The sequence below is a fragment of the Limosilactobacillus difficilis genome, from assembly GCF_947387495.1.
In the GTDB taxonomy this organism is placed as follows: Bacteria; Bacillota; Bacilli; order Lactobacillales; family Lactobacillaceae; genus Limosilactobacillus; species Limosilactobacillus difficilis.
In genome coordinates, this window is sequence record NZ_CANDNU010000028.1 from 1 (window position 1) to 24,478 (window position 24,478).

Consider the following 24,478-nt stretch of genomic DNA (forward strand, 5'->3'; position numbering starts at 1 on the left):
TAGAAAAATATTAAACTATCAAACACCGTTTGAGATATTTTTTGAAGAACCGTTGCACTTAGTTTGACAATTCGTCTCATAAAAAAGCCCCTCGCTGCTGGGCGGGAGGCTTGCATGATTGGTATTAATGTAATGGTTGAAATTATTTATTTTCTGCTTCCTTCAGATATTGGTCAGCACAGGCTAAAGCCCGGCCACCATAAACAGTGGCTGGCCCGCCGCCCATCATGATGGCTACGTTAATGGTCTCAATAATTTCTTGCCGGGTGGCGCCGGCCTTGATGGCACCCTTTGTGTGTTGCACAATGCAACCGTCGCAACGGATTGCAATCGCAATGGCGAGTGCTTGCAAGATTTTAGTTTTACTGTCGAGCGCTCCCGCTTCTGTGGCGGATTTGTGCAAGGCAGAGAAACCTTTGCCAGCATCGCCAATACTGTGGAAAAGGTTCCGATTGTTTTGGATTACTTCACCTAATTCATCATCGTAATTTGTCATTTTGCAGCGTCCTTTCTGGTGCCAAGCAACATTCACCTCTATCTTAATCTTTTGCAAGCGCTTTCACAAGGGCTTGTTAATGGCTTCTGGAGGAGGATTGGGGAAGGAAGGTTAATGTTTCACGTGAAACATTAACCGTAATGCTAACGGGTGCGCCTCTTTCCGGTGGCCGAGCGGATGCATTTAGATCGACAAACGTATAAAATAGGGAAGGATAATTTTTTCGGAGGGATCGTCATGGGAAGCCTGCATTTTGTCCTTGGTGAAGCAAGCAAAAATCACCAAAAAAAGTTGGTTCAAGAACTAGCCAAGCAATTGCGTGCGCACCCGCACGACAATTTTTTTTACTTAGTTCCCAACCACATTAAGTTTGTTAGTGAAATCAGCGTACTCAAAAACCTGCAGGGGGAGCTTGGCGGCCAGGGTATTTATGCTCAATCGCGCGTCCAGGTGTTATCGCTCAGCCGCTTGGCCTGGTATTTACTGCGTGACACCGCCGCTTACCAAGCTCCTCGTCTCAGCAATGTCGGGGCTACGATGCTGATGACTAAACTGGTCCAGTCACGGCAAGGAGAGATGGGAATTTACGCCGGTGAAGTCAAACGTCCTGGCTTCGTTGCCAGTCTGACCCAGCAGATTCAACAATTGCAGATGGCTAACATCAATCCCAACGATTTGCGGCAAGTGGCCACCAAGGTGTTGGAACAGCCGGCAAAGACCGGTGTTCACACGAACCAAGCAGCAAAATTAAAGGTGCTCGCGGATGTCTATGAACATTTCAATCAGGCCACGGGCGGCTACTTATCCGGCAGTAATATTTACCAGCAATTGGCTGCGTATCTAGACCACAATGACTTTTCTCGCACCCACTTTTACTTTGACCGTTTTGCCCAGTTTACCGCTAATGAGTTGCTGGTCGTGGAAAAGATGATTACTAACGCGGCTAGCACAACGATCGGGCTCGTTTTGGATCGGCCTTATCGGCAGGGACACTGGCCCGCCGACCATGATCTTTTCTATGAATCTGGCCGGCAGTATGCCCGGTTGGTGAAGTTTGCGACGGCCCAGCCCGGGGTCAAGCTTTTGCCAGACGTCGCCACGCCAAGTAAACGGGTGGCCCCAGGTTTGCAGACAGTTGAAGACGTCATGAAAGCTGTTGCCCGCTTTGGACAGGTGCCGTCCGTTCGAGCGCCGGAAGGGGTGGAGTTCTTTACTGCACCGACACGCCTTGCCGAAGTGCAGCGGGTGGCCAACAAAATTCGCCAGTTAGTGGCTAGCGGCAAGTACCGCTTCCGGGACTTTCTTGTATTGACACGACACCTGGATAAGTACGCCAACGTGATTGAACCAGTCTTTCGGGCTGCCGAGATCCCGGTTTTTAACGATCACGAAAAACGGATGAACAAGCATCCGCTCGTCACCCTGATTCAGGAAATCTTTGTTCTTAAACAAAGCGGTTTTCAAACGGCTGACGTCATTAGCCTGCTCAAAACCGGGCTGCTCTTTCCCGACGGCCAAGAAGATCTAATGGGCAAGAAGCTCACGCGGACGGGCTTCATGAATATGGTTTACCAGACGGAAAATTGGTGTTTGAAGAACGGAATCGTCGCTAGTGACTGGACAAGCAACTATAACTGGTCCTATGAAGATGGGCGGCCCGTCAAGGGAATCGACTATCATCAAGTACCGACTGCTACTGACGACCTGGCTAGTCAGACTGCCAAACAAAATAATTTTGTGATCAACACCGTTAAGCATTTCGTCACTTCGCTGCTCCGGCCGTTGTTCAAGCAACTGGACGAAGCACAGAACGGCCGCGAATTAGCTCTTGTCCTCTATAATTTCCTGGTTACGGATGTGCAAATCAAACGGCGGCTCAGCTATTGGGCCCGTTTAGATCGCCAAAATGGCGACCAGGCTGCTGCAGAGCAGCCGCACCAAGTCTGGGAAGAACTCTGCAAGCTCCTGGATGAGTACGTCGATATTATGGGACAAGACTTAGACGTGACCGTCAGCGACTTTGGTGACATCCTTGCCAATGGTTTAGCGGTGGCTGATTATTCCCAAATCCCGTCGACTCTGGATCAGGTGATGGTATCTGAAACGGGGATCACCCAGACTAATGAACGGAAGGTGACCATTATCATTGGCGCCACCGCAGACGTGATGCCGGAGAGCAAGAAAGCCACCGGTCTACTGAACGACGCGGAGCGCCAGCTGATCAACGATGACGTCAGCGAAGGCAAGTATCTGCCGACTACGGGAGTTGCCCGCCTGCGTAATGAGCCATTTCTGGCCTATATTGGTATGCTGAGCGGCACAAAAGAATTAATTATGACGGCCCCGACGACGGATAATGCCGAAGATAAAACTGGCTTGTCTATGTCGCCCTACATGATTGTCCTGGCTAAGTCCTTTAACTATTGGGACGATGATACTAATTCGCTGAAAAACGACCAGCCATTCGCTCCGCAACCGGATGCTGGAATGGCCGCAGTTCAGCCGTTCATCGGCAGCCCGGTGATGACGGCGGGAGTTCTGATGCGGGTTTTGCGGGCCGCAAAAGACCAGCATCAGAGCCTCAGCCAGCAGCGAAAAGCGGTCTTTGATGAGCGAGCCTTTGCTAAAGATCGGGATCTGCTGAGCCCGGCCTGGCAGGCAGTTGACCAGGCTCTGGCTGCTTCCCAAACCGCTTCATACCAAATTGGACAAAGTGGTCTCTATTACCGCAACGATCCTGTACAGTTGCCACCGGCATTGGCCCACGAGCTTTACGGCCACCGGGGGGCCGATGGGATTTTGCGGTTGCGGGGGTCAATTTCCCAGCTCGAAACTTTCTACCGCAATCCTTACCAATACTTTCTCCAGTATGGCCTCGGCTTGCAGAAGCGGCAGGAAATGGACATTGCCAGTGATAATGCCGGGACCTTCTTCCACGATGGTTTAGCCCAGTTTATTCACCTTGTGCCGCAGGGACAGCTAGCGCAGCTGACGGATCAAAAAGTCCGTGATTACGCACAGCAGGCAGGCAAATTTGCCCTGGCACAGCAGCCGGGTTTAGCTAATTATCAGCAAAAGTATTCCCGCGTGAATTTCCAGGTCCGGCAATTGGACGCGATGATCCAGGCCATGGCCCAGGTTCTTTGGCGACAAGCGCAAGCTACCAATGCCGTGCCGTTGGTGACGGAGCAATCGTTTGGTCCTAATGTGGGTCGGGATGAAGACGAAAACCAACCGCTTCGGCCCCTGATTATTCCGGTAGACGATAAAGCTGAATTGTCCCTGCGTGGGCGGATCGACCGGATTGATCTCGTAAAGCGTGACCCGGCCCAGCAACTGGCTGATGATTACCTAACGATTGTCGATTACAAATCCGGTAATCGCAAGTTTGCTCTTGTCGATGCTCTCAGCGGAATTGAGCTGCAGTTGCTGGCCTATCTCAACGTCCTGGCTGATCCTAAAAATGAACGTATTTTGTTGGACGGGAAGACTGCCCAGGTTGGCGGGGCTAACTTCCTCCACCTGAGCAAACAGCACTTTAAGTACCCCAGCTTAGAAATCAGTCGCTTTTTGCAGAACAACTACAGCTACCACGGGGTCTTAAAAGAAGACGAAGCCTTTCTGCATGAACTGAACAGCGATGGCCAGCCAAATCTTTTTTATCAAGTAGTCAAAAAACAGTTACAGCCGAAAAAAGGGTCTGTCTTACTGGCGCCGGAGCTCTTTGACCAGTTGCTCAAAGAAAACATCTGCTTGCTCAAAGAGGCTGGCCAGCGGATTCTGAATGGTGAAGATCAGCTGAGACCTTACCGTAAGATTAGTGGCGGCCAGCGGCAAACGGGCCTGGATTACACGGATTATGCTGATGTTTTCCACTTCGACGACGTTCTGGACCAGGAGCGCTACCATGACTTGTCAACCGATGAAAAAGAATGGGAACAAAAACTAGAGGAGGACCGAAATAATGGCAAAGACTAAATTTAAGCCCCGCCAACAAGCAGTTATTGATGCCCGAGGTAAAGACATTCTGGTTTCTGCCTCTGCCGGCTCAGGGAAGACGACGGTCCTGGTAGAACGGGTATTTCAGTTGCTGAAAGACAATCCGGATCTGAACATCGATGATTTTTTGCTGGTGACCTTTACCCGTGATGCGGCCCAACATATGCGAGATAAAATTCGCGATCGCTTGCAGGCTAGCCAAATAGAACGGCTGCAGCGGCAGGCGGAACGGGTTGCCTTGGCCGACATCAGTACCATTGATGCTTTTTGCCAGCAGGTTATCCGACGTTACTACTACGTGATCAACCTGGATCCCCAGTACCGACTGCTAAATGACGATACCGAAACCACCCTCCTACAAAATCAGGTTTGGGATGATGTCCGTGAAGAAGAATACAGCGCAGACGCGACGAAGAAAGCTCCAGCCCGGCGGATGTTTGAGCGGCTGGTGATCAACTTTGCCGGTGACCGGAATGACGATGGCCTGTACGAGGTGGTGCAGCGTCTGGACCGGGAAGCCAATGCCAAGGCGGACCCACATGCCTGGCTCAAAAGCCTAACCGCTAACTACCAGCTTGACGGTGAGGACTTTACGGCCAGTGCTTTCTATCAGCAACAGTTGCGGCCCTATCTTGCGGGGCGACTGAAAGAAATCTTGCGTCGTTATGACTCATTGATGAAGCAGGCTCATGGATGGCCCAATTATTATGAATTGTTGGATAATGATCGCACTAAAATCAATGATCTGCTGCAGCTTCTGCCAACAAGCTCGTGGGATGATTTTAAGGCCGCCCTTGAGGGGGTAAAGTGGAAGCGGCTTACCAAAAAAATTAAGGAAGATTTTGGCGATGATCAGGATGTTGAAAAGCAGATGAAAGACGCCCGCGATCAGCTCCGGAACACGATCAAATCATCCCATGACAATGCCTTGAACAAACAATATTTCCAGTTGGATAACCAACAGCTGATCCACTTGACAAAAATTGCCAAAAGTTTAGTTAACAAACTGGCGGACGTCACCTGGGAATATCGCCAGCGTTATCAGCAGATTAAACAACAGCGTCACTTGCTGGACTTCGGTGATCTCGAACATCTGACCTATCAGATCATGACGACAGACAGTGAGGCGGGAAGGCAGGCCCAAGAAGCACTGCATCACCGTTACCGGGAGATCATGGTGGATGAATACCAGGATACCAACCAGCTGCAGGACACCATCATCGGCGGTCTGGCAACCGAAGGCTACAACCATCTCTTTATGGTGGGGGACGTCAAGCAGTCGATCTACCGTTTCCGTCAGGCGGACCCGACCCTCTTCCTCAAACGGGCCCAGCGTTACCAGACTGATGATGACGGTGGAGAATTGCTGACGCTCAAACAAAATTTCCGGTCGATGCAAAACGTCACCAGCTTTACGAACGTCATCTTTGAACAGCTGATGGACAAAAACTTTGGGGAAATGGACTACGATGATGAGGCCCACCTGCAATTTGCGGCCGATTGGTATCCTGATCATGCCCAGCCGACCGAGTTGATGCTTTACGATGCCAATGCCAAGGATGACGAGCATGAAGGCAAAGATTCGTCTGCCGAAAATAAAGAGCCCGGGGATGGTTTGGCCGCCCAACCGGAAGCAGATAAGATGACCGGTGAAGTGCGGATGATTGGGGAACGGATTCTCCAAATGGTTAATCATGAAACAATTTATGATTCGAATCTGAAGACAGAAAGGCCTGTCGGTTTTGGTGACATTGCAATCCTGTCACGGACAAAGGCAATCAACAACGAGATCGTCAACCAATTTGGCCAGCTCAGCATTCCAGTGACCGTTAGCGACGTTCGCAATTATTTCCAATCTAACGAAGTCCGGTTGATGCTGGACCTCCTGCGGCTTATTGATAATCCCTACCAAGACATTCCTTTAGCGGCCGTGTTGCGCTCGCCGGTCGTCAATATGACCGAACCTGAGATGGCTTACGTGCGTATTGCTCAGCGCCACGTCGGCTACTATGCCGCCCTTCGCAACTTTGTCCATACCGAGAAGGACGACTTACTGTTATTGGCTGGTGAGACAGATTTTGATAAGCAGGATGCAGTTGTTGCTCTTCAAAAAAAGGTGAGTGATTTCATTGACTTGCTTGACCAGTGGCGGCTGCTTGCTCAGCGCCGGTCGATCGGCGAGTTGATTTGGCAAATCTATAAGGACACCGGCCTGCTCGATTACTTTGGCGCGATGCCGGGTGGCGACCAGCGGCTGGCCAATCTACACGCTTTGTATCAGCGAGCCAACCAGTACGAAGAGAACGGCTACCAGGGTCTCTACCAGTTCATTCGTCTGATCAGCCAGCTACAGAAACGGGATGAAGACATTGGCCAGGCCGTGACGAAAACGGCCCCTAACATGGTGAACGTGATGACGATTCACGGCAGTAAGGGCTTGGAATTCCCGGTGGTTTTCCTGGTAGACACGAACCACGGTTTTCGCAAGAACCAGAATGCAACCAAGATTGACGCTGATGCCGGGATCGGGATTCCGATCATTGACCGTCTGCCAGGCAAGAATGACCAAGCCGCCGGAGCGCTACAGCTCAGCGACCCGCAGGTCCAGTACACCCTTCCCCAGGGGAAGTTGATTGGTGCGCAAAGTCTGCAACGGGAGCGGGCCGAGGATATGCGGATCCTTTACGTAGCTTTGACCCGGGCCGAACAGCGTCTGATCATCACTGGCTCGATCAACGAAAGCCAGCCGCGGAGTCCGCTGGGAATTCAGCGGTTGTGGGGGCACTGGCGGGCAGCGGCCAGTGACAACCAACGGGTCCTGCCGGTCAGCCTGCGCTTGCAAGCCGCCTCCATGCTTGATTGGCTAGGGATGTGCCTGGCCCGTTATGAGGACTTTGATCCCCAAAAGTGGGGTGGCTCAAACTTCCAAGATCGGGAAACGGCCAGTGAGTTGGGCCTTGCGACGACCCACTTTACGATGAACAGTTTTGATCGGCAGGACGTTGAAAAAGCGTTAAAGCAGTTTACTGCCAGCCATGATGAAACAACGAAGCATTCTTCGGCACTGGTCGACGAAGAGTTTCAGCAAAAGCTGCGGCAGACCTTGTATTTCCGCAGTGATCCGGCTGACAAGAGTGCCGACAATTATCGCTATGCCGTGGCGACGGTCACCAATGCCTACCAAGCGGTATCCGGGATTCGGGAGATGGTCAATATCGCTGATAGTGATACCAGTGAAATGGCTGCCCTGCATTTTAAAAAGCGAAAAGCCTTGGCTACTGACCCGGATGCTGATGAACGCCGCGACGCTCAAAGCAGCTTTGCAACTCCCCGCTTTGCCAAGGCAACGACGGCAGCGCCTAGTGCTACGCTGGTTGGAACGGCGACGCACCTGGTTTTTCAGAAATTGCCGTTGGATCAGGGAACGGTTAGTCAGCAGCTGGTCGACGCGACCATTGACCGTTTGCAGGCACAACAGCTGATTCCAAGCGATGAGATCGCCAAGCGGATCAACGCGGCCGGTGTTGCGGGTTTTTACCAGACGCCGGTGGGTCAGCTGGTTTTAAAACATGCCGGGGATGTTCGGCGAGAGGCGCCGTTTTCGATGTTGATTGATGCCGCACGTTTGTTCCAAGATTTTGGCCAGGGTGGCGATGATAAGGACAGCGTGTTGATCCACGGGATCATCGATGGCTATCTGACAACTGATGATGGAATTATCTTGTTTGACTATAAGACAGATCATCCGCAGCGCGAGGAAAGCAATGCCGAGTTCCAGCAGCGGATGGTGGATAATTATGGTGGCCAATTGCGGCTCTATGAAGAGGCCTTGCGCAAAATTACGGCAGATGATTCGACAGATGGGCCGCGACCAATCCGCAAATTCTTGTACCTGGTCCAGACGCAGCAACAAGTAGAGATAAAATAATAGTGAGGTAAAAGATGCAAAGTTGGCTTTTTTTGGCACTAGTTTTGCTGGTGGCCGCGCTGGGTAAAAATATGTCCCTCGTGATCGCCAGTGTCGTTGTGATGGTTTTGAAGCTGATTCCTTACACTCGTCAGTGGTTCCCCGTAATTCAGGCCAAAGGGATCAATTGGGGTGTGACGATCATTTCAATTGCCATTCTGATTCCGATTGCAACCGGACAAATCACTTTTCAAGACTTGTGGCAGGCCTTTAAGATGCCGGCCGGTTGGATCGCGGTTGCTTGTGGCATTCTAGTCGCAGTGCTTTCCAAGTACGGCGTTAACCAGTTGGCAGTGGTGCCCCAGGTAACGGTGGCCCTGGTCTTTGGGACGATCCTCGGGGTGGTCTTTTTGAAAGGGGTGGCGGCTGGCCCAGTCATTGCCTCGGGGATGACTTACGTGATCATTTCTTTGTTGGGTTTGAGTTTTCATTAACAATAAAAAGGGTTCCGGCGGTGTCGTCGGGACCCTTAATTTGTTAATTGTTGATTAATCGCCATCCATGATCGAATTCTTGACGATGACATAATCCACTTTACGGATTGCCATCAGATCGCGACCTCCGGCATAGGAGATGGATGATTGGAGATCTTGCTGCATCTCATCGAGGGTCTTCTTGATTGATCCCCGGTAGGGAACCAGCATCTGCTTGCCTTCGACGTTGCGATAAGCGCCTTTTTGCATTTCAGAAGCGGATCCCCAGTACTGCTTGTAGCGTTTGCCATTGATGGTGATGACGTTGCCAGGCGACTCGAGGTGGCCGGCAAGCATTGAACCGATCATGACCATCGAGGCCCCGAAACGGACGCACTTTGCGATGTCGCCGTTGTGGCGGATCCCGCCGTCAGCGATGATCGGTTTGGAAGCCGCTTTGCTACAGAGACGGGCGGCGGACAATTGCCAGCCGCCAGTCCCAAAACCGGTTTTTAGCTTAGTGATGCAGGCCTTGCCGGGCCCGACGCCTACTTTGGTCGCGTCGGCACCGGCATTTTCGAGATCGCGGACGGCCTGGGGCGTCGCCACGTTGCCAGCTGTCAGAAAGCAGCCGGGCAGCTGTTTTTTAATGTACTTGATCATTTTAATGACGTAGATGGAATGGCCGTGAGCGACATCAATTGTAACGTATTCCGGATTCAAATGTTCGGCTTTTAATTGGTCGATGAAGTCGTACTCACTATCTTTGATGCCGACGGAAATAGAGGCAAAGAGCTTGCGGGCATGCATATCCTTGATGAAAGTTTTGCGTTTTTCCGGCTCAAAACGGTGCATCACGTAGTAGTAATCGTTTTTGGCTAGCCAGATTGCTAAATTCTCGTCGATGACACTGGCCATGTTGGCTGGGACGACAGGAATTTTGAAACGGCGGGGGCCAAATTGCACACTGGTGTCCGCCTCTTTCCGGCTTTTGATGACACATTCATTGGGAATGAGCTGGACGTCGTCGAAATCAAATGTTTGCATAAGATCCTCCTTCAGGTGCTAAAACAATCCCCAACACATTATCGACAAAATCCGGCAAGGCGTCAATGAATGAAAGCCAAAAAACGTACAATGAAAAATAAGCTTACAAAATTTGTTCGCTATGTATTGATTATTGATTGCCGATTGAGTAAACTGTGAAAGTAAGTGTGTGCTGTAAAGAATTTAATGAGGTGAAAGTTAATGGCAGCAGTTGTGATCGTTGGCAGTCAGTGGGGCGATGAAGGCAAGGGTAAGATGACCGACTACCTGAGTCAGAAAGCTGACGTTGTTGTTCGTTCTCAGGGTGGTAACAACGCTGGTCACTCCATCATTTTTGAGGGTAAGAAGTACGCATTGCGGTTAGTTCCTTCTGGAATTTTCGGGGCTCACAAGATGGCCGTAATCGGTAACGGGGTTGTCATCAACCCGAAGGCCTTGCTTCAGGAAATTCACTATCTGAGCGGGAGCGGGATCGACACGACAGGTCTGCGGATTTCAAACCGGGCCCACATCACGATGCCGTACCATATCGCTTTGGATCAGTACGAAGAAGAAGCGAAGGGTGCCAACGCTGTCGGAACCACGAAACGGGGGATCGGTCCTACTTACATGGACAAGGCAGCCCGGATTGGGATCCGGATGTGTGATTTGCTCGAACACGATACTTTTGCAGCTAAGTTGAAGCGGAACCTGGCCTTGAAGAATAAGATTATCACCAAGGTCTATGGTAAAGAACCGCTGGACTTTGACTCGATCTTCAAGGAATACCTGGGCTACGCCGAGGAACTGCGCAAGTATGTTGCTGACACGTCCTTGTTAGTCAACAATGCTCTGGATGCCGGCAAGAAGGTCCTCTTCGAAGGGGCCCAGGGGACGATGCTGGACTTGGATGAAGGGACCTACCCATACGTTACTTCGTCCAACCCAGCTGCCGGTGGTGCCGCTACCGGTGCAGGTGTTGGCCCGAACAAGCTGACCACCATCGTTGGGATCTGCAAGGCCTACTGCACGCGGGTTGGTTCAGGTCCGTTCCCGACCGAACTGCATGATGAAATTGGTGACAGCATTCGGGAAAAGGGTAATGAATACGGGGTTGTTACCCACCGGCCACGGCGGATCGGTTGGTTCGACTCCGTGGCAATGCGTCACGCTCGGCGGGCTGACGGTCTGACCTGGCTGAGTTTGAACTTGCTGGACGTCTTATCTGGTTTTAAGACGGTCAAGATCTGCAAGGCCTACGAGCTCGATGGCAAGGAAATCGACTACTACCCGGCTAGCTTGAGTGAACTGGACCGTTGCAAGCCGGTTTACGAAGAATTACCTGGCTGGGATGAGGACATCACCAAGGTCAAGAAGTTTGAAGACCTGCCACAAAATGCGCAGAAATACCTGCACCGGATTGAAGAGTTATCACAGACGAAACTCGCCACTGTTTCCGTGGGTCCTGATCGTGACCAGACGATCATTCTGCATGATCCGTGGAAAGACTAAGCTGAAACAATTGATTTATCATGCACTGGTCTCTGAAAGGGGTACCAGTGTTTTATTTTTGCCTGCAAAGGGCCGCTGCAGTTGTGGTAAACTGTTTTAGTAAAGATTTGGCTATCGATAAAATGACTAAAAATTATAGTTAACATGGACGAGGATGGTGGAAGACAGTGACAACGATCAAAGACATTGCCCGGAAAGCTGGTGTTTCAGTTTCAACGGCATCACGGGCGATGAACAACAACAAACGAATCAGCAATGCGACTCGGGAGCGAATTCATAAAATTGCGGCCGAACTCAATTACGTGCCCAACGCGAGTGCCCGCAACCTTACCCGCGGCGAGGCTAACATGGTCGCCCTGGTCCTGCCGGTAACTAGTGAAGACGCGCCGGCCGACCCTTTTCACTTGGATTTGATGCGCGGCATTAGCAAGGCACTAACTCCGCGTCACTATACGATTGCCTTGGCGATCGCTGCCCAGTTAGACCAGTTGCTCGAACAGGTCAAGTCCTTAGCAGAGCAGGGAAAAGTCAAAAACTTCCTGGTTTTTTATGCCATCGAGGATGATCCTGTTACTGCCTACCTGCGCGATGCCGGCTTGAATTACGTCGTGATCGGGCACCCTAATCATGAGGACCAGGACCGCTTCGTCGATAGTGATAACGTGGCAGCTGGACGGGCGGCAACTGAACGAATTTTAAAGCTGGGGATTCACCATCCCCTGTTTGTTCATTCGGAACACAATTTTGCCTTTGAGCAGCGCCGGGAAAAAGGGTATCGGCAAGTGATGCTTGAACACGATCTGGAACCGCAGTCTTTCGCTTCCTTGGACGATGAAACAGCCGTGAAACGGGCAATGACTGAAATGCCGCTAGTTGATGGCTTGATCACGGCTGATGATGTCCTGCTCCTGCGCTTTGCCAGCCAGGCCCAGCGACAGGGTTGCTACCGCCAGATGCCCGTGATTTGTTTCAATAATTCACGCCTGATCGGGATGGTCCTGTCTAACGTCATTAAGGTTGACTTGTTGCCACGTCAGATGGGGGCTCAGGCTGTCGACCTGCTTTTCGACCGGCAAAAAAAGCAAAGTCTGGTTGACTTTCGGATTGTGGGTTAAGCGACCTGCTAAAGACTGTTGACTTCCCTATTTGAGACAGTTAAACTAAGTGAAAAGACCTTTAAGTTAGTCCAGTGAGGCTGAGAAGGAAAACGAACTAAAGTTGACACACCTTCGACCGCCATGGCTGGAGGTGTGTTTTGTTTTCAATACTAAGGAGTGAATGGCATGGCTCATGAAATTGTCGATGGATCTAGTATGCAGCGGGCGTTGACCCGGATCACCTACGAGATCATTGAACAAAACAAGGGTGTTGCAAATCTGGTGTTTGTCGGAATCAAGACGCGGGGTGTTTATCTAGCCAAGCGCTTGGCAAAACGGATGAAGCAGCTTGAAGGCGTGGATGTGCCGGTGGCTTCACTGGATATCACCCTTTACCGGGATGACCGTCACGTTCCAGATCCGCAGCGGGATCCGGAAGTCAAAACGACGGACCTGGGTGTCGACATTTCTGATAAGCACGTGATTCTAGTTGATGACGTGCTCTTCACCGGGCGCACAGTCCGGGCGGCCCTAGATGCTTTGATGGATCTCGGCCGGCCGAAGCGGATCTCTCTGGCCGTTCTGGTTGATCGTGGTCACCGTGAGCTGCCGATCCGGCCTGACTTTGTCGGCAAGAACATCCCGACATCAACAAACGAAACCGTGCACGTGGCTGTTGAAGAATATGATGGTCACGAAGGAATTTCAATCGATTAATATTGTCGCCATTTAAGTAGCTCCAGTGAGGGCATAACGGTGCATTTTGCAATTTTTATTTGCAATCCGAAGCATTAGTTTGCCCAAAAGAGCGAACTAGTGCTTTTTTTAGAAGGGAAGTTCATTATGGAAAACAATCGTTTGGCGGTGGAATTGCCTGGCCTCAAACTGAAAAACCCGGTGATGCCATCGAGTGGCTGCTGCTGGTACGGCCAAGAGATCGCCAAGAACTATAATTTAAACGTCCTTGGTTCGTTGGTGATCAAGTCGACGACGCTCCACGCCCGCGCCGGGAATCCGAAACCACGGACTTGCAACACAACTGCCGGCTGGCTGAATGCCAACGGTCTGAACAACACCGGGGTTGATGATGTCGTGGCAACCAAATTGCCGTGGCTGGGCAAACATTACCCGAACCTGCCGGTCATCGGGAGTGCTGCTGGTTTTTCCGAAGAGGAATACGTCGAAGTAGTCAAGCGGATGTCCGCATCGCCTTACGTTAGCGCCATCGAACTCAATGTTTCCTGCCCGAACGTCAAGCATGGTGGCCTAGCAATGGGGACTGATCCCGAAGTGGTCGAACGCTTAACTAAGGAATGCGTGGCTGTATCGAAGGTGCCGCTTTACGTCAAGCTGACACCGAATATCACCAACATCGTGCCAATCGCTCAAGCAGCGGAACGCGGTGGCGCTAGTGGTTTGACGATGATCAACACGTTGACAGGATTGTCAATTAACCTGCGGACCCGCAAGCCGGTGCTGAGCAATGTCACCGGTGGTTTGTCGGGCCATGCCATCAAGCCGATTGCTCTGCGGATGATCCACCAGGTTCGGTCAGTTTCTCATATTCCGATTATCGGTGTCGGCGGGGTCGAATCAGCTGAAGATGTGCTGGAAATGATGATGGCGGGGGCTAATGCGGTGGAAATCGGCTCGGCTAGTTTCCACGACCCATTGGCTTTGCCGAAGATTATCGCTGATCTGCCGACGGTGATGGATTACTATGGCGTCAAAAAACTGACGGACTTATGGGAGGTACGATTCTAATGCGTTTTGAACCGATTGTTGCAATTGATGTCGCAAGCAAGGATGAAGCATTGCACCTGTTTGATGCACTGGCGGCTGACCAGTCAACCCAACCGATTGTTAAAATTGGGATGGAACTTTACTACAGTTTTGGTCCGTCAATTGTTGAAGAAGCCAAGAAGCGGGGCTTCAAGGTCTTTCTCGACCTCAAAGCCCACGATATTCCAAACACGGTGATGCGGGCCATGCACGCCATTGGTAAGATGGGCGTTGAATTTACGACGATCCAGGCCGCTGGCGGCAGTGCGATGCTGAAAGCTGGTCTGAAGGGATTGACTGAGGGCGCCCAGGAGGCCGGTCAGCCGACGCCGAAGCTGCTGGCCATCACCCAGCTGACGTCCATTGATGAAAATGTTTTGCATAACGAGCAGCACGTCGACCTGCCGTTGATTAAGTCCGTTCAAAACTATGCCCGCCTTGCCGAGAGTTGTGGGTTGCCGGGGGTTGTTTGCTCAGCCAAAGAAGTGGCTGCGATTCGGCAGGTCACCGGCCCGGACTTTCTCTGCATTACTCCTGGAATTCGCCCGAACCCTGCTAAGACCAATGACGATCAAAAGCGGGTAGTGACGCCTGCCCAGGCCCATGATCTGGGAAGCAACGGGATTGTTGTCGGCCGCCCGATCACCCGTGCGGCTGATCCCGTCGCTGCTTATCAAGACATTCGCAATGCCTTTTTAAACGGGGATGACGGTCAAGCTGCTGCCAAACAGGTGGCCCACGATTTGCTGACGATCAAGGCCGTTTCACTGCAGCCAAGTCAGCCATTTACCTGGGCGAGCGGCTTACATTCACCGATCTACACGGATAATCGACTGACGATCTCTTATCCAGATGTTCGGGGCCACATTCATCACGGCATGAGCCAGTTGATCAAGCGCTTCTATCCTGACGCTGAGGCGGTCGCTGGCGTGGCAACGGCTGGAATTCCCCACGCGGCGTGGGTGGCTGAAGACCTGCACTTGCCGATGCTCTATGTCCGTTCCAAGCCGAAGGATCATGGCCGTGGCAAGCAGATCGAAGGGGTCTTCAAGAAGGGCCAAAAGGTCGTAGTTATCGATGATTTGTTGTCTACTGGTGGTAGTGTCCTGAAGGCAGTCAAGGCTGTGCGCAAAGAGGGCGGTGACGTCATCGGGGTTATTTCCGTCTTTACTTATCAGTTGCCGATTGCTGATCGCAACTTTGCGGACGCCGGCTTGACTTATCACTCTGTTACAAACTACACGACTTTGATTGAAACAGCCGAAGACTACCAGTTGGTGAGTCATGATGAATTGGTGTCGCTTCACCAGTGGCGCAAAGATCCGCAAGCTTGGTCAGATACGCACGCTAACTAAATCAATTGAATTATTCTTCCCGTTGCTGAGGGGAAATCCCACAGCAGCGGGATTTTTGGTTTTTTATAGGTGGAAAAGAAACAGAAAATGTGATGTGTCCCATTTTGGAATGCTCCCTTCTTAACAAGAACGATGTCTATTATGAATTTGCGACAAAGAAATTTTTATTATGACTGTGAACTGGTTCATTATCTCATCAGGTGAAATTCAAATTAGAATAAACTATCTTTTTATCGGAACCGCTTTCTTACGCTTGAAAACAATATTTTAGAATGGACAAAAAACGTAAATAATTTTGTGAAAAAGTGAATTTAGCTATTGTAATTAGTGTAATTCGGACTATAATGAGAATTGGTTCACGAAGTAAAGGTCGTTTGTTGATAGGAGGACATTAGCAGATGGATAAGAATACTAAGACCGCAAAAGCACGGCCAACAAAGGAACAAAAAGAAGCTGAAGAAAAAGCCGCTCGTGAATACATTGACGGATTAGTTAACCGTTCATTGGCAGCTGAAGCTAAGTTTGCTACTTATTCACAAGCTCAGGTTGACAAGATCGTTCAAGCTGCTGCTACTGCCGGGACTGAAGCATCACTTCGTCTGGCACACGCTGCTGTTGACGAAACCCAACGTGGGGTTGTTGAAGATAAGGATACGAAGAACCGTTTCGCTAGTGAAAACTGTTACCACTCTATTAAGGATGACAAGACCGTTGGCGTTATCGGCGAAGATCCTGTTTTAGGCCAAATCAAGATTGCCGCTCCGCTGGGTGTATTGGCTGGTGTTGTTCCAGTTACTAACCCAACATCAACGACGATGTTCAAGATTCTGATCGCATTGAAGACGCGGAACACGATTGTCTTCGGATTCCACCCGCAAGCTCAGAATTGTTCTGTTGAAGCCGCTAAAGTTTTGTACAACGCCGCTGTTGCAGCCGGCGCCCCAAAGGACTGTGTTCTTTGGATTGAAAAGCCATCACTGGCTAAGACCACTGCTTTGATGCGCAACCCGCACATCGCTGCTATCCTGGCTACCGGTGGTCCAAGCATGGTTCACGCTGCCTTGACTTCTGGTAACCCATCAATGGGTGTTGGTCCTGGTAACGGTGCTGAATTTGTTGACCACACTGCCAAGATCGACCGGGCTGTTGAAGATATGCTTCTCTCCAAGCGTTTCGACAACAGTATGATTTGTGCAACTGAAAACTCAGCTGTTATCGAAGCACCAGTTTACGATGAATGGCTGAAGAAGATGCAGGAACACGGTGCTTACCTTGTTCCAAAGAGTGAATACAAGAAGTACGAAGACTTCGTATTCAACGACAAGCATGGTGTTAACGGCCCAGTTGCCGGGAAGCCTGCTCGTTGGATCGCTGAACACGCTGGTGCAAAGCTGCCAGAAGGCAAGGATGTACTGCTGTTCGAACTTGACCCAGCCAACATTGGCGAGAAGCTTTCATCTGAAAAGCTTTCCCCACTGCTTTCCATCTACAAGGCTAAAGACCGTGAAGATGGCTGCAGAATTGTTGAAAAACTGTTGAAGTACCAAGGTGCCGGCCACAACGCCGCTATCCAAATTGGTTCAATGAATGACCCATTCGTTAAGGAATATGCTGAAAAGGTTGATGCCGCACGTGTACTGGTTAACCAGCCTGACAGTATTGGTGGCATTGGTGATGTTTACACCGACGCTCTTCGCTCTAGTTTGACGCTTGGAACCGGATCATGGGGGAAGAATTCATTGTCACACAACTTATCAACTCAGGACTTACTGAATGTCAAGACCGTTGCAAAGCGGCGTAACCGGCCTCAATGGATCCGGCTGCCACAACGGATTTACTACGAAAAGAATGCTATTTCATACCTGCGGGACAGCTACGAAGAAATGAACCGTGTATTCATTGTTGCTGACCCAGGGATGGTTGAATTCGGCTTCGTAAAGAAGATTGAAGAACAACTGAATGCACGGACTACGCCTGTTACTTATCGGGTATACGGTGACATCAAGCCAAATCCGCCTCTAAGTCAAGGGATGGAAATCGCCCAAAAGATTGCTGCCTTCAAGCCTGACACAATCATCGCTATCGGTGGTGGTTCCGCACTGGACGCAGCCAAGATTTCTCGTTACATGTACGAATACTCACTGAATCAGGAACCAGGCTTCCTTGAAGATCACGACAAGATCAGTGACCTGTTCAAGCGTCTGCAACAGAAGTTCTTGGATATCCGTAAGCGGACTGTTAAATTCCAGAAGCCAAAGGCAACTAAGCTGATTTGTATCCCATCAACTTCTGGGACTGGTTCAGAAGTAACGCCTTACTCAGTTATTACTGATGACAAGACGGATGTTAAGTACCCACTGACTGACTACGAACTGACTCCAGATGTAGCGATTGTTGACCCAGAATTAGTTATGACTGTTCCAAAGCGGACGCTGTCATGGACTGGTCTGGACGTCCTCAGTCACGCCATGGAATCTTACGTATCAGTAATGGCTTCCGAATTCACTCGTCCATGGTCACTGCAGGCCGCTAAGTTAGTCTTCAAGTACTTGAAGGACTCTTACGACTACGATCCAAAGCACCCAACTGAAAAGGGTGAAAAGGCCCGTGAAAAGATGCACTATGCAGCTACCCTGGCCGGGATGGCATTTGCCAACGCCTTCCTGGGCATGAACCACTCACTGGCTCACAAGACCGGTGGTGCCTTCGGTCTGCCACACGGGTTAGCAATTTCAATCGCTATGACTCACGTTGTACGCTTCAACGCTAAGACGGGTGCCGTAAAGCGTAACCCATTCCCACGTTACGAAGTATACCGTGGTCAACACGACTACGCACAGATTGCCAAGGCCGTTGGTTGCAAGGGCAACACGGATGCTGAACTGGTTGAAGCCCTCTGTGACAAGATCGATCAGCTGATGGCTTCTGTCAACGTTGTTCCGAAGTTGTCTGCTAACGGTGTAACGAAGAAGGAATTCGACGCTGCACTGCCAACGATGATCGACAACGTTTACAACGACCAATGCACGCCTGTTAACCCACGGCAACCATCACTGGCTGAAATTCGTCAGCTGTTGATTGATGAATTCTAATCTGGAGTGATTCAGTTTAGAATTAATTCCTATCCTTCCTATTGAGGAAACGACTAAAACCGGACTGGGATTTACCCGGCCCGGTTTTAGTCTGCTTTAGTTGTTTCACCATATGTAAGTGGTGATCTTTCAGTCAAAGGTCCGTTTAACACGTTTGGCAAATTTGTAGACAAGAAGTTTAGGTTTTATTCTTTGGAAGCTCTCGGTGACGGTGGGCTTCATCTAAAGTTCAATAAAGCTAATTAAATTAGCGCATAAAAAACGGGCGAAGGGAATTTTCCTCCTCGTCCGTTTTCGTGTTATTGCTGAATTTAGATTTCTGGCAAGAGCTCTAAGTCGATCTTTTCACGGTTGACGATCACTTTGTAGGCGTTGTCGATCGCGTCGGTCATGTTGTCGAGCTGTTTGAAAGTTTCGTCGATGATCTGTTCTGCCATGTCATCGTAGGACTCGAGAAAGTCATCCGTGATGTTCAGCAGTTCGTAATCGTAGATTTCTTCAACACGGCGTCTCGTGTTCTTTAGGTAAGCACTGTTAGCTTTGTAAACGTAGTTAATGAAGCGACTTTCCTGACGGATGTAGGTCAGGTCCATATCATTAAAGATCTGCTCCTTCATCAGCTTATCAATGGCGGCAATTCGCTCGTGATAGTGTTGGTTGAAAAGGTCGAAGACTTCTTTGATTTGGCGTTCACTGATGTTTGACTTAATGGAATCGTACTTTTCACTAAGGTCTTCTAATTGGTGGCGCATGTGGTCAACTGTGTAGTAATCAAGATCATATCTCATCATAAGTCCTCCCTTTTTGATTATGACAAAGAATATACAACCAAAAAAGCTCGGTGTAAAGACTTTTTTAAAACAATCAAAGAATTTTCTAATTGTTTTTTAATGAGCAAAAGCAATTAATGCAAGAAAGCCTCATAGTCGGCGACAAAACCAACTATGAGGCTTCCTGAGATAATTAACTTATGAAGTTAGCCGACCTTAACTGGTGAGTCAGCTTTCTTGCCGTCAATCAGTTCTTCGTTGTTGTCAAAGGCCTTGACAACCATGTTGCGAACGGCATGAGTAGTGTAGAAGGCGGTGTGTGGCGTTACGAGAACGTTAGAACGGTGGATAAGGTCCCACAGACGGTCGTCAGGGAACTTCTTGTTGCGCCAGTCTTCGTTGAAGATCCCAACTTCGTCTTCGTAAGTATCCATGACGAAGCCAAAGATCTTGCCACTGTCCAGACCCTTGATCACAGCGTCTGTGTCAACCAGGGCACCACGTGAGCAGTTAACCAGCACAACATCGTCCTTCATTTCAGCAATAGTCTTGTCGTTGATCATGTGGACGTTTTCCTTCAGTGCAGGAACGTGCAGTGAAATGACGTCGGACTTCTTGATCAGGTCGTCCAGTGAGTCTTCGTAGTAGCCTTGCTTCTTCAGCTCTGGGTTTTCGAATGGGTCATAAGCGATGACCTTAGCACCAAAGCCTTCCATGATCTGCATGTAAACACGGCCAATATGACCAGTACCGACAACACCAACAACTTGGTCACGAACTTCACGACCAATGGTTGGTGCCCAACGCAGGTCACCCTTAGCAACCTTTTCATCCAGAACCTTGGTCTGACGCAGAATCCGAGCGGTCTGGATTGCGGCATGTTCCGCAATGGCATCTGGTGAGTAAACAGGAACGTTGGTAATTTCAAAGCCTAATTCCTTAGCTTTGTCCATATCAATGTTGTCCACACCAACATTCCGCAATGACATCTTGGTGATGCCCAAGTCAGCTAAGGCTTGCAGGGTGTCGGCCTTGTAATCAAGTTGTTGGTAAACAACAACCCCATCAGCTCCCTTAGCTTTAGCAGCAGTGTCAGGAGTCAACAGTTCATTCGTGTATTCGACGTCAACGTCAGGATGCTTTTCACTCCATTCCTTAACGTATGGTTCTTCGTCTTCCCGAATACTGAAAGCAAAAATCTTCTTATTGGCCATGCCACATACCTCATTTCTTGCAAAAAACATATTAACAATATATAGGGAATAAACTGCAAATATATTTGCAAAAATATTCACAAGTTCATTATATAACCCCGCTGGGTCATAGTAAAGCGTTGTCAAATTATAATGATCTAAAAATGGGACAGATTAAACATAGTGTTTGAAAAAATATTATCATTAAAAAGACATAGAAAATTAATTTTGTGTGGGCTAAGTGTATCACACCGGCATTGAGCGAGCTTGCGACATCTAAATTAGAATTGTTTTACGCAAAAGCGCTTACATTTTTACCTAACTTGATGTATTATATTGATGTAGGCTAATTAAATGAATTCATTACTCAGCCCAGTTGTTTTTCACTTAAGAGATGTTTCACAAGTATCTTTTAAAGTTGTTATGGCACGTATGCCTAAGGAGGCTACATTATGGCTACTGAAACAAAAGTAGATCCTATCACCAAGGAAGACATTAAGGACGCTTGGGCAGGATTTAAGGGTGCACGTTGGAAGAACGAAATTAACATTCGTGAATTCATCCAAGACAACTTCACCCAATACAACGGTGACCAATCATTCCTGGAAGGTCCAACTGAAGCAACGACAAAACTGAACGATAAGCTGATGGACCTGAAGCTGAAGGAACGGAAGCATGGTGGCCCACTGGACGCTGATACGAAGACTGTTTCTACTATTACTTCAAGCAAGCCTGGTTATCTGGACAAGCCATTGGAAAAGATTGTTGGTCTGCAAACTGACAAGCCAATGAAGCGTGCTTTGATGCCATTTGGTGGTATTCGGATGGCTAAACAAGCCCTTGAAGAAAATGGCTTCAAGATCGACCCAACTACTGATTACGTATTCGAAAAGCTCTGCAAGACCCACAACCAAGGTGTCTTTGACGCTTACACCAAAGAAATTCGTCTTGCTCGTCACAACAAGGTTATCACTGGTCTGCCGGACGCTTATGGCCGTGGCCGGATTATTGCCGACTTCCCACGTGTTGCCCTTTACGGGATTGACCGTCTGATTGCCGACAAGCAAACCGACCTGGACAACTACGGTGACCGTGAGATGACTGAAGATGTTATCACTATGCGTGAACACCTGTCAGACCAAATTCGTGCCCTCAAGGACATGAAGACCATGGCTGAATCATACGGCTACGACATTTCTAAGCCAGCTACTAATGCTCAGGAAGCTATTCAATGGCTGTACTTCGGTTACCTGGCTGCTATCAAGCAACAAAACGGTGCCGCAATGTCAATCGGTCGTATCGACGCCTTCCTTGACATTTACATTGAACGTGACTTGAAGAACGGTGTTCTGACTGAAAAGGAAGCTCAGGAACTGATCGACCAATTCACGATGAAGCTGCGGATGGTTTGCTTCATGCGGACTAACACTTACGACCAGCTGTTCTCTGGTAACCCAATTTGGGCAACCCTGTCACTTGGTGGCATGGGCTTGGACGGCCGTCACCACATCACCAAGACTGCTTACCGGTTCCTGAACACTCTGCACAACATGGGCCCAGCTCCAGAACCAAACATCACCCTGCTGTGGAGTGATCGTCTCCCAGAAAGCTGGAAGCGTTACGCTGCTAGTGTATCTGTTGAGAGTTCAACCATCCAATACGAAAACGATGATTTGATGGTTAAGACTTGGGGCACTGACTACTATGGCATTGCTTGCTGTGTATCTGCACAACCAATTGCTACTGGTTCACAATACTTCGGTGCACGTGCTAACCTCGCTAAGATGATTCTTTACGCTATCAACGGTGGGCGTGATGAACGTACTGGCATGCAAGTAGGTCCAAAGTTCAAGCCAATCACTTCTGAATACATCGATTACGATGAATTCATGGACAAGTTAGGCGACATGATGGACTGGCTGGCTGATGTTTACGTAAATGCTCTGAACGTCATTCACTACATGCACGACAAGTACTACTACGAATCAGCACAGATGGCTCTGAAGAACACTGACCTGCAATACAGTTTCGCTACTGGGACTGCCGGCCTGTCACACGCTGCAGACTCCATCTCAGCTATCAAGTATGGCCATGTTAAAGTTATCCGGAATGAAGATGGCCTGGCTGTTGACTTCAAGACTGACAAGGACTTCCCTCGTTATGGGAACAATGATGACCGTGTAGACTCAATTGCCGTATGGCTTGTAAAGCAACTCTACACTGACATGAAGAAGCACCACCTTTACGGCGGAGCTAAGTCTCGTCTTACTACTTCTGTCCTTACTATCACCTCTAACGTTGTTTATGGTAAGAACACTGGTACTACCCCTGATGGTCGGAAGGCCGGCAAGCCATTTGCACCTGGTGCTAACCCATCATACGGTGCCGACAAGAGTGGTGCTCTTGCATCACTGCTTTCAGTTGCTAAACTGCCTTACCAGTACGCAACTGACGGTATCTCCAACACCTTCCACTTGACTCCACAGTCAATTGGTCACGACATGGATGCTAAGGTTGATACCCTGGTACACATGATTGATGGTTACATGGACAAGATGGGTCACCACTTGAACATTAACGTCATTAACCGTGACACTCTGATTGATGCTCAGAAGCACCCAGAGAACTACCCAACTCTTTGTATCCGTGTATCAGGTTACTGTGTATACTTCACTGACCTGACCAAGGAACAACAGGATGACGTTATCGCACGGACTTACCACACTCGGATGTAGTTGGACTGTGAAAACAAAATTTTGATTGACTAATTAAGTGACAAGAGAATCAGTTAGGAAGCAGGTGGCAGAATGAGTGAACCATTAGCAGGAGTTCCGACCACAAAGGACGGAACGGTCGAGGGTTTTATCCACTCGACGGATAGTTTTGGGGCTGTCGATGGCCCTGGTATCCGGTTTGTTGTGTTCGTTCAAGGCTGCAATATGAGATGTAAGTATTGTCAGAATCCGGACACATGGAAGATCGGTGTTGGTGAAAAGAAGACCGCAAAAGAGATTATCGACGAGGCATTGCCTTATCGTCCATTCTGGGGCGAGCAAGGTGGAATTACCTGCTCTGGTGGTGAAATTCTTCTGCAGATCGACTTCGCGATTGACTTATTCAAGCAATGCAAGAAATTAGGTATCAGTACGTGTTTGGATACTTGTGGACATCCATTTACTCGTGAAGAACCTTGGTTCAGTAAGTTTAAAGAATTGATGGAAGTTACTGATATCCTGCTGGTTGATATTAAACATATCAATTCAGAAGAACACCGCAAGCTTACTGGTTGGCCAAATGATAACATTTTGGACATGTGCCAGTATCTCTCAGACACTGGCAAGCCAGTCTGGATTCGCCACGTATTGGTTCCAGGAATTACGGATAATGACGACTATTTGAAGCAACTTGACGCTTGGGTGAAGGAACACCTGCGTAACGTTGAAAAGTTTGAAGTTTTGCCTTATCACACTCTTGGTGTTCCAAAGTACCACAAGCTAGGCATTCCATATCGGTTGGAAGGTGTAGAAACGCCAACTGAGGACCGAGTTGAAAATGCTAATAAGCTTTTGCACACGGCGGACTACCAGGGTTACAAGACTTGGCGTCCAGGAATGAGTACGCTAGATCACCCTGTTTCCTAAAATTCGTCGCTTAAGTGAAAACCGCCTTAGGCTATTGCCTGGGGCGGTTTTTTTGTTTCCTGAGAATTTACAATTCAAGTGCAACATAAATTAAAAAAATAACCCATAACGGGTAGAATTAGTTTAATAACCAAA

15 protein-coding genes and 1 pseudogene are annotated in these 24,478 nt (G+C 49.2%); 12 read left to right on the forward strand and 4 right to left on the reverse strand.

Annotated elements, in window-relative coordinates:
* Positions 1-142: 142 nt before the first annotated feature.
* Complete coding sequence (locus QOR82_RS06160) at positions 143-496, reverse strand: carboxymuconolactone decarboxylase family protein (protein WP_283583903.1); 354 nt, start codon at positions 494-496, stop codon at positions 143-145.
* 237 nt (positions 497-733) lie between these two features.
* On the opposite strand from QOR82_RS06160, the gene QOR82_RS06165 reads away from it, so the two are divergent.
* From QOR82_RS06165 to QOR82_RS06175, 3 genes are read left to right on the forward strand one after another with little or no spacing between them, the layout of a single operon-like run.
* Positions 734-4,474, forward strand: a complete 3,741-nt coding sequence (locus QOR82_RS06165; protein ID WP_283583904.1) for a PD-(D/E)XK nuclease family protein — start codon at positions 734-736, stop codon at positions 4,472-4,474.
* Positions 4,461-8,423: a helicase-exonuclease AddAB subunit AddA gene (addA, locus tag QOR82_RS06170; protein WP_283583905.1), complete on the forward strand. Its 3,963-nt coding sequence runs from the start codon at positions 4,461-4,463 to the stop codon at positions 8,421-8,423. The genes QOR82_RS06165 and addA overlap by 14 nt, the downstream gene beginning before the upstream one ends.
* A 14-nt stretch (positions 8,424-8,437) precedes the next feature.
* On the forward strand, positions 8,438-8,896 hold the full coding sequence (locus tag QOR82_RS06175) for a DUF441 domain-containing protein (RefSeq protein ID WP_283583906.1): 459 nt from the start codon (positions 8,438-8,440) through the stop codon (positions 8,894-8,896).
* Positions 8,897-8,950: 54 nt separating this feature from the next.
* Here the strand turns inward: QOR82_RS06175 and QOR82_RS06180 are convergent, their stop codons facing one another.
* A complete protein-coding gene (locus QOR82_RS06180) occupies positions 8,951-9,922 on the reverse strand; it encodes a GMP reductase (RefSeq protein ID WP_283583907.1) in 972 nt (323 codons plus the stop codon).
* 201 nt (positions 9,923-10,123) lie between these two features.
* On the opposite strand from QOR82_RS06180, the gene QOR82_RS06185 reads away from it, so the two are divergent.
* The 7 genes and pseudogenes from QOR82_RS06185 (at position 10,124) to adhE (ending at position 18,739) form a co-directional block, all read left to right on the forward strand.
* Positions 10,124-11,413, forward strand: coding sequence for an adenylosuccinate synthase (locus QOR82_RS06185; RefSeq protein ID WP_283583908.1), 1,290 nt, complete (start codon positions 10,124-10,126; stop codon positions 11,411-11,413).
* A gap of 167 nt (positions 11,414-11,580) precedes the next feature.
* Complete coding sequence (locus QOR82_RS06190; protein WP_283583909.1) at positions 11,581-12,528, forward strand: LacI family DNA-binding transcriptional regulator; 948 nt, start codon at positions 11,581-11,583, stop codon at positions 12,526-12,528.
* Positions 12,529-12,696: 168 nt separating this feature from the next.
* Positions 12,697-13,227: a bifunctional pyr operon transcriptional regulator/uracil phosphoribosyltransferase PyrR gene (gene pyrR / locus QOR82_RS06195; RefSeq protein WP_283583910.1), complete on the forward strand. Its 531-nt coding sequence runs from the start codon at positions 12,697-12,699 to the stop codon at positions 13,225-13,227.
* 123 nt (positions 13,228-13,350) lie between these two features.
* Positions 13,351-14,274 carry a dihydroorotate dehydrogenase gene (locus QOR82_RS06200; RefSeq protein WP_283583916.1) on the forward strand — a complete coding sequence of 308 codons (924 nt, stop codon included), beginning with the start codon at positions 13,351-13,353 and terminating at the stop codon, positions 14,272-14,274.
* Positions 14,256-15,002 (forward strand): annotated as a pseudogene (pyrF, locus tag QOR82_RS06205) (orotidine-5'-phosphate decarboxylase); the annotation flags it as partial. The gene QOR82_RS06200 and the pseudogene pyrF, both read left to right, overlap by 19 nt.
* Positions 15,003-15,023: 21 nt before the next feature.
* Positions 15,024-15,647: an orotate phosphoribosyltransferase gene (gene pyrE, locus QOR82_RS06210; RefSeq protein ID WP_283583917.1), complete on the forward strand. Its 624-nt coding sequence runs from the start codon at positions 15,024-15,026 to the stop codon at positions 15,645-15,647.
* Between the two features lie 398 nt (positions 15,648-16,045).
* A complete protein-coding gene (gene adhE, locus QOR82_RS06215; RefSeq protein ID WP_283583911.1) occupies positions 16,046-18,739 on the forward strand; it encodes a bifunctional acetaldehyde-CoA/alcohol dehydrogenase in 2,694 nt (897 codons plus the stop codon).
* Between the two features lie 311 nt (positions 18,740-19,050).
* Here the strand turns inward: adhE and QOR82_RS06220 are convergent, their stop codons facing one another.
* Together QOR82_RS06220 and QOR82_RS06225 are read right to left on the reverse strand one after the other, a co-directional pair.
* On the reverse strand, positions 19,051-19,530 hold the full coding sequence (locus QOR82_RS06220) for a hypothetical protein (RefSeq protein ID WP_283583912.1): 480 nt from the start codon (positions 19,528-19,530) through the stop codon (positions 19,051-19,053).
* A gap of 185 nt (positions 19,531-19,715) precedes the next feature.
* The gene (locus QOR82_RS06225) at positions 19,716-20,723 is read right to left on the reverse strand and encodes a D-2-hydroxyacid dehydrogenase (RefSeq protein WP_283583913.1); all 1,008 of its coding nucleotides are present in this window, start codon (positions 20,721-20,723) and stop codon (positions 19,716-19,718) included.
* A gap of 431 nt (positions 20,724-21,154) precedes the next feature.
* Here QOR82_RS06225 and pflB point away from each other — a divergent pair, with 431 nt between their 5' ends.
* Both pflB and pflA read left to right on the forward strand, forming a co-directional pair.
* A complete protein-coding gene (gene pflB / locus QOR82_RS06230; RefSeq protein WP_283583914.1) occupies positions 21,155-23,437 on the forward strand; it encodes a formate C-acetyltransferase in 2,283 nt (760 codons plus the stop codon).
* A 72-nt stretch (positions 23,438-23,509) separates the two neighbouring features.
* Positions 23,510-24,343 carry a pyruvate formate-lyase-activating protein gene (gene pflA, locus QOR82_RS06235; protein ID WP_283583915.1) on the forward strand — a complete coding sequence of 278 codons (834 nt, stop codon included), beginning with the start codon at positions 23,510-23,512 and terminating at the stop codon, positions 24,341-24,343.
* Positions 24,344-24,478: the final 135 nt, after the last annotated feature.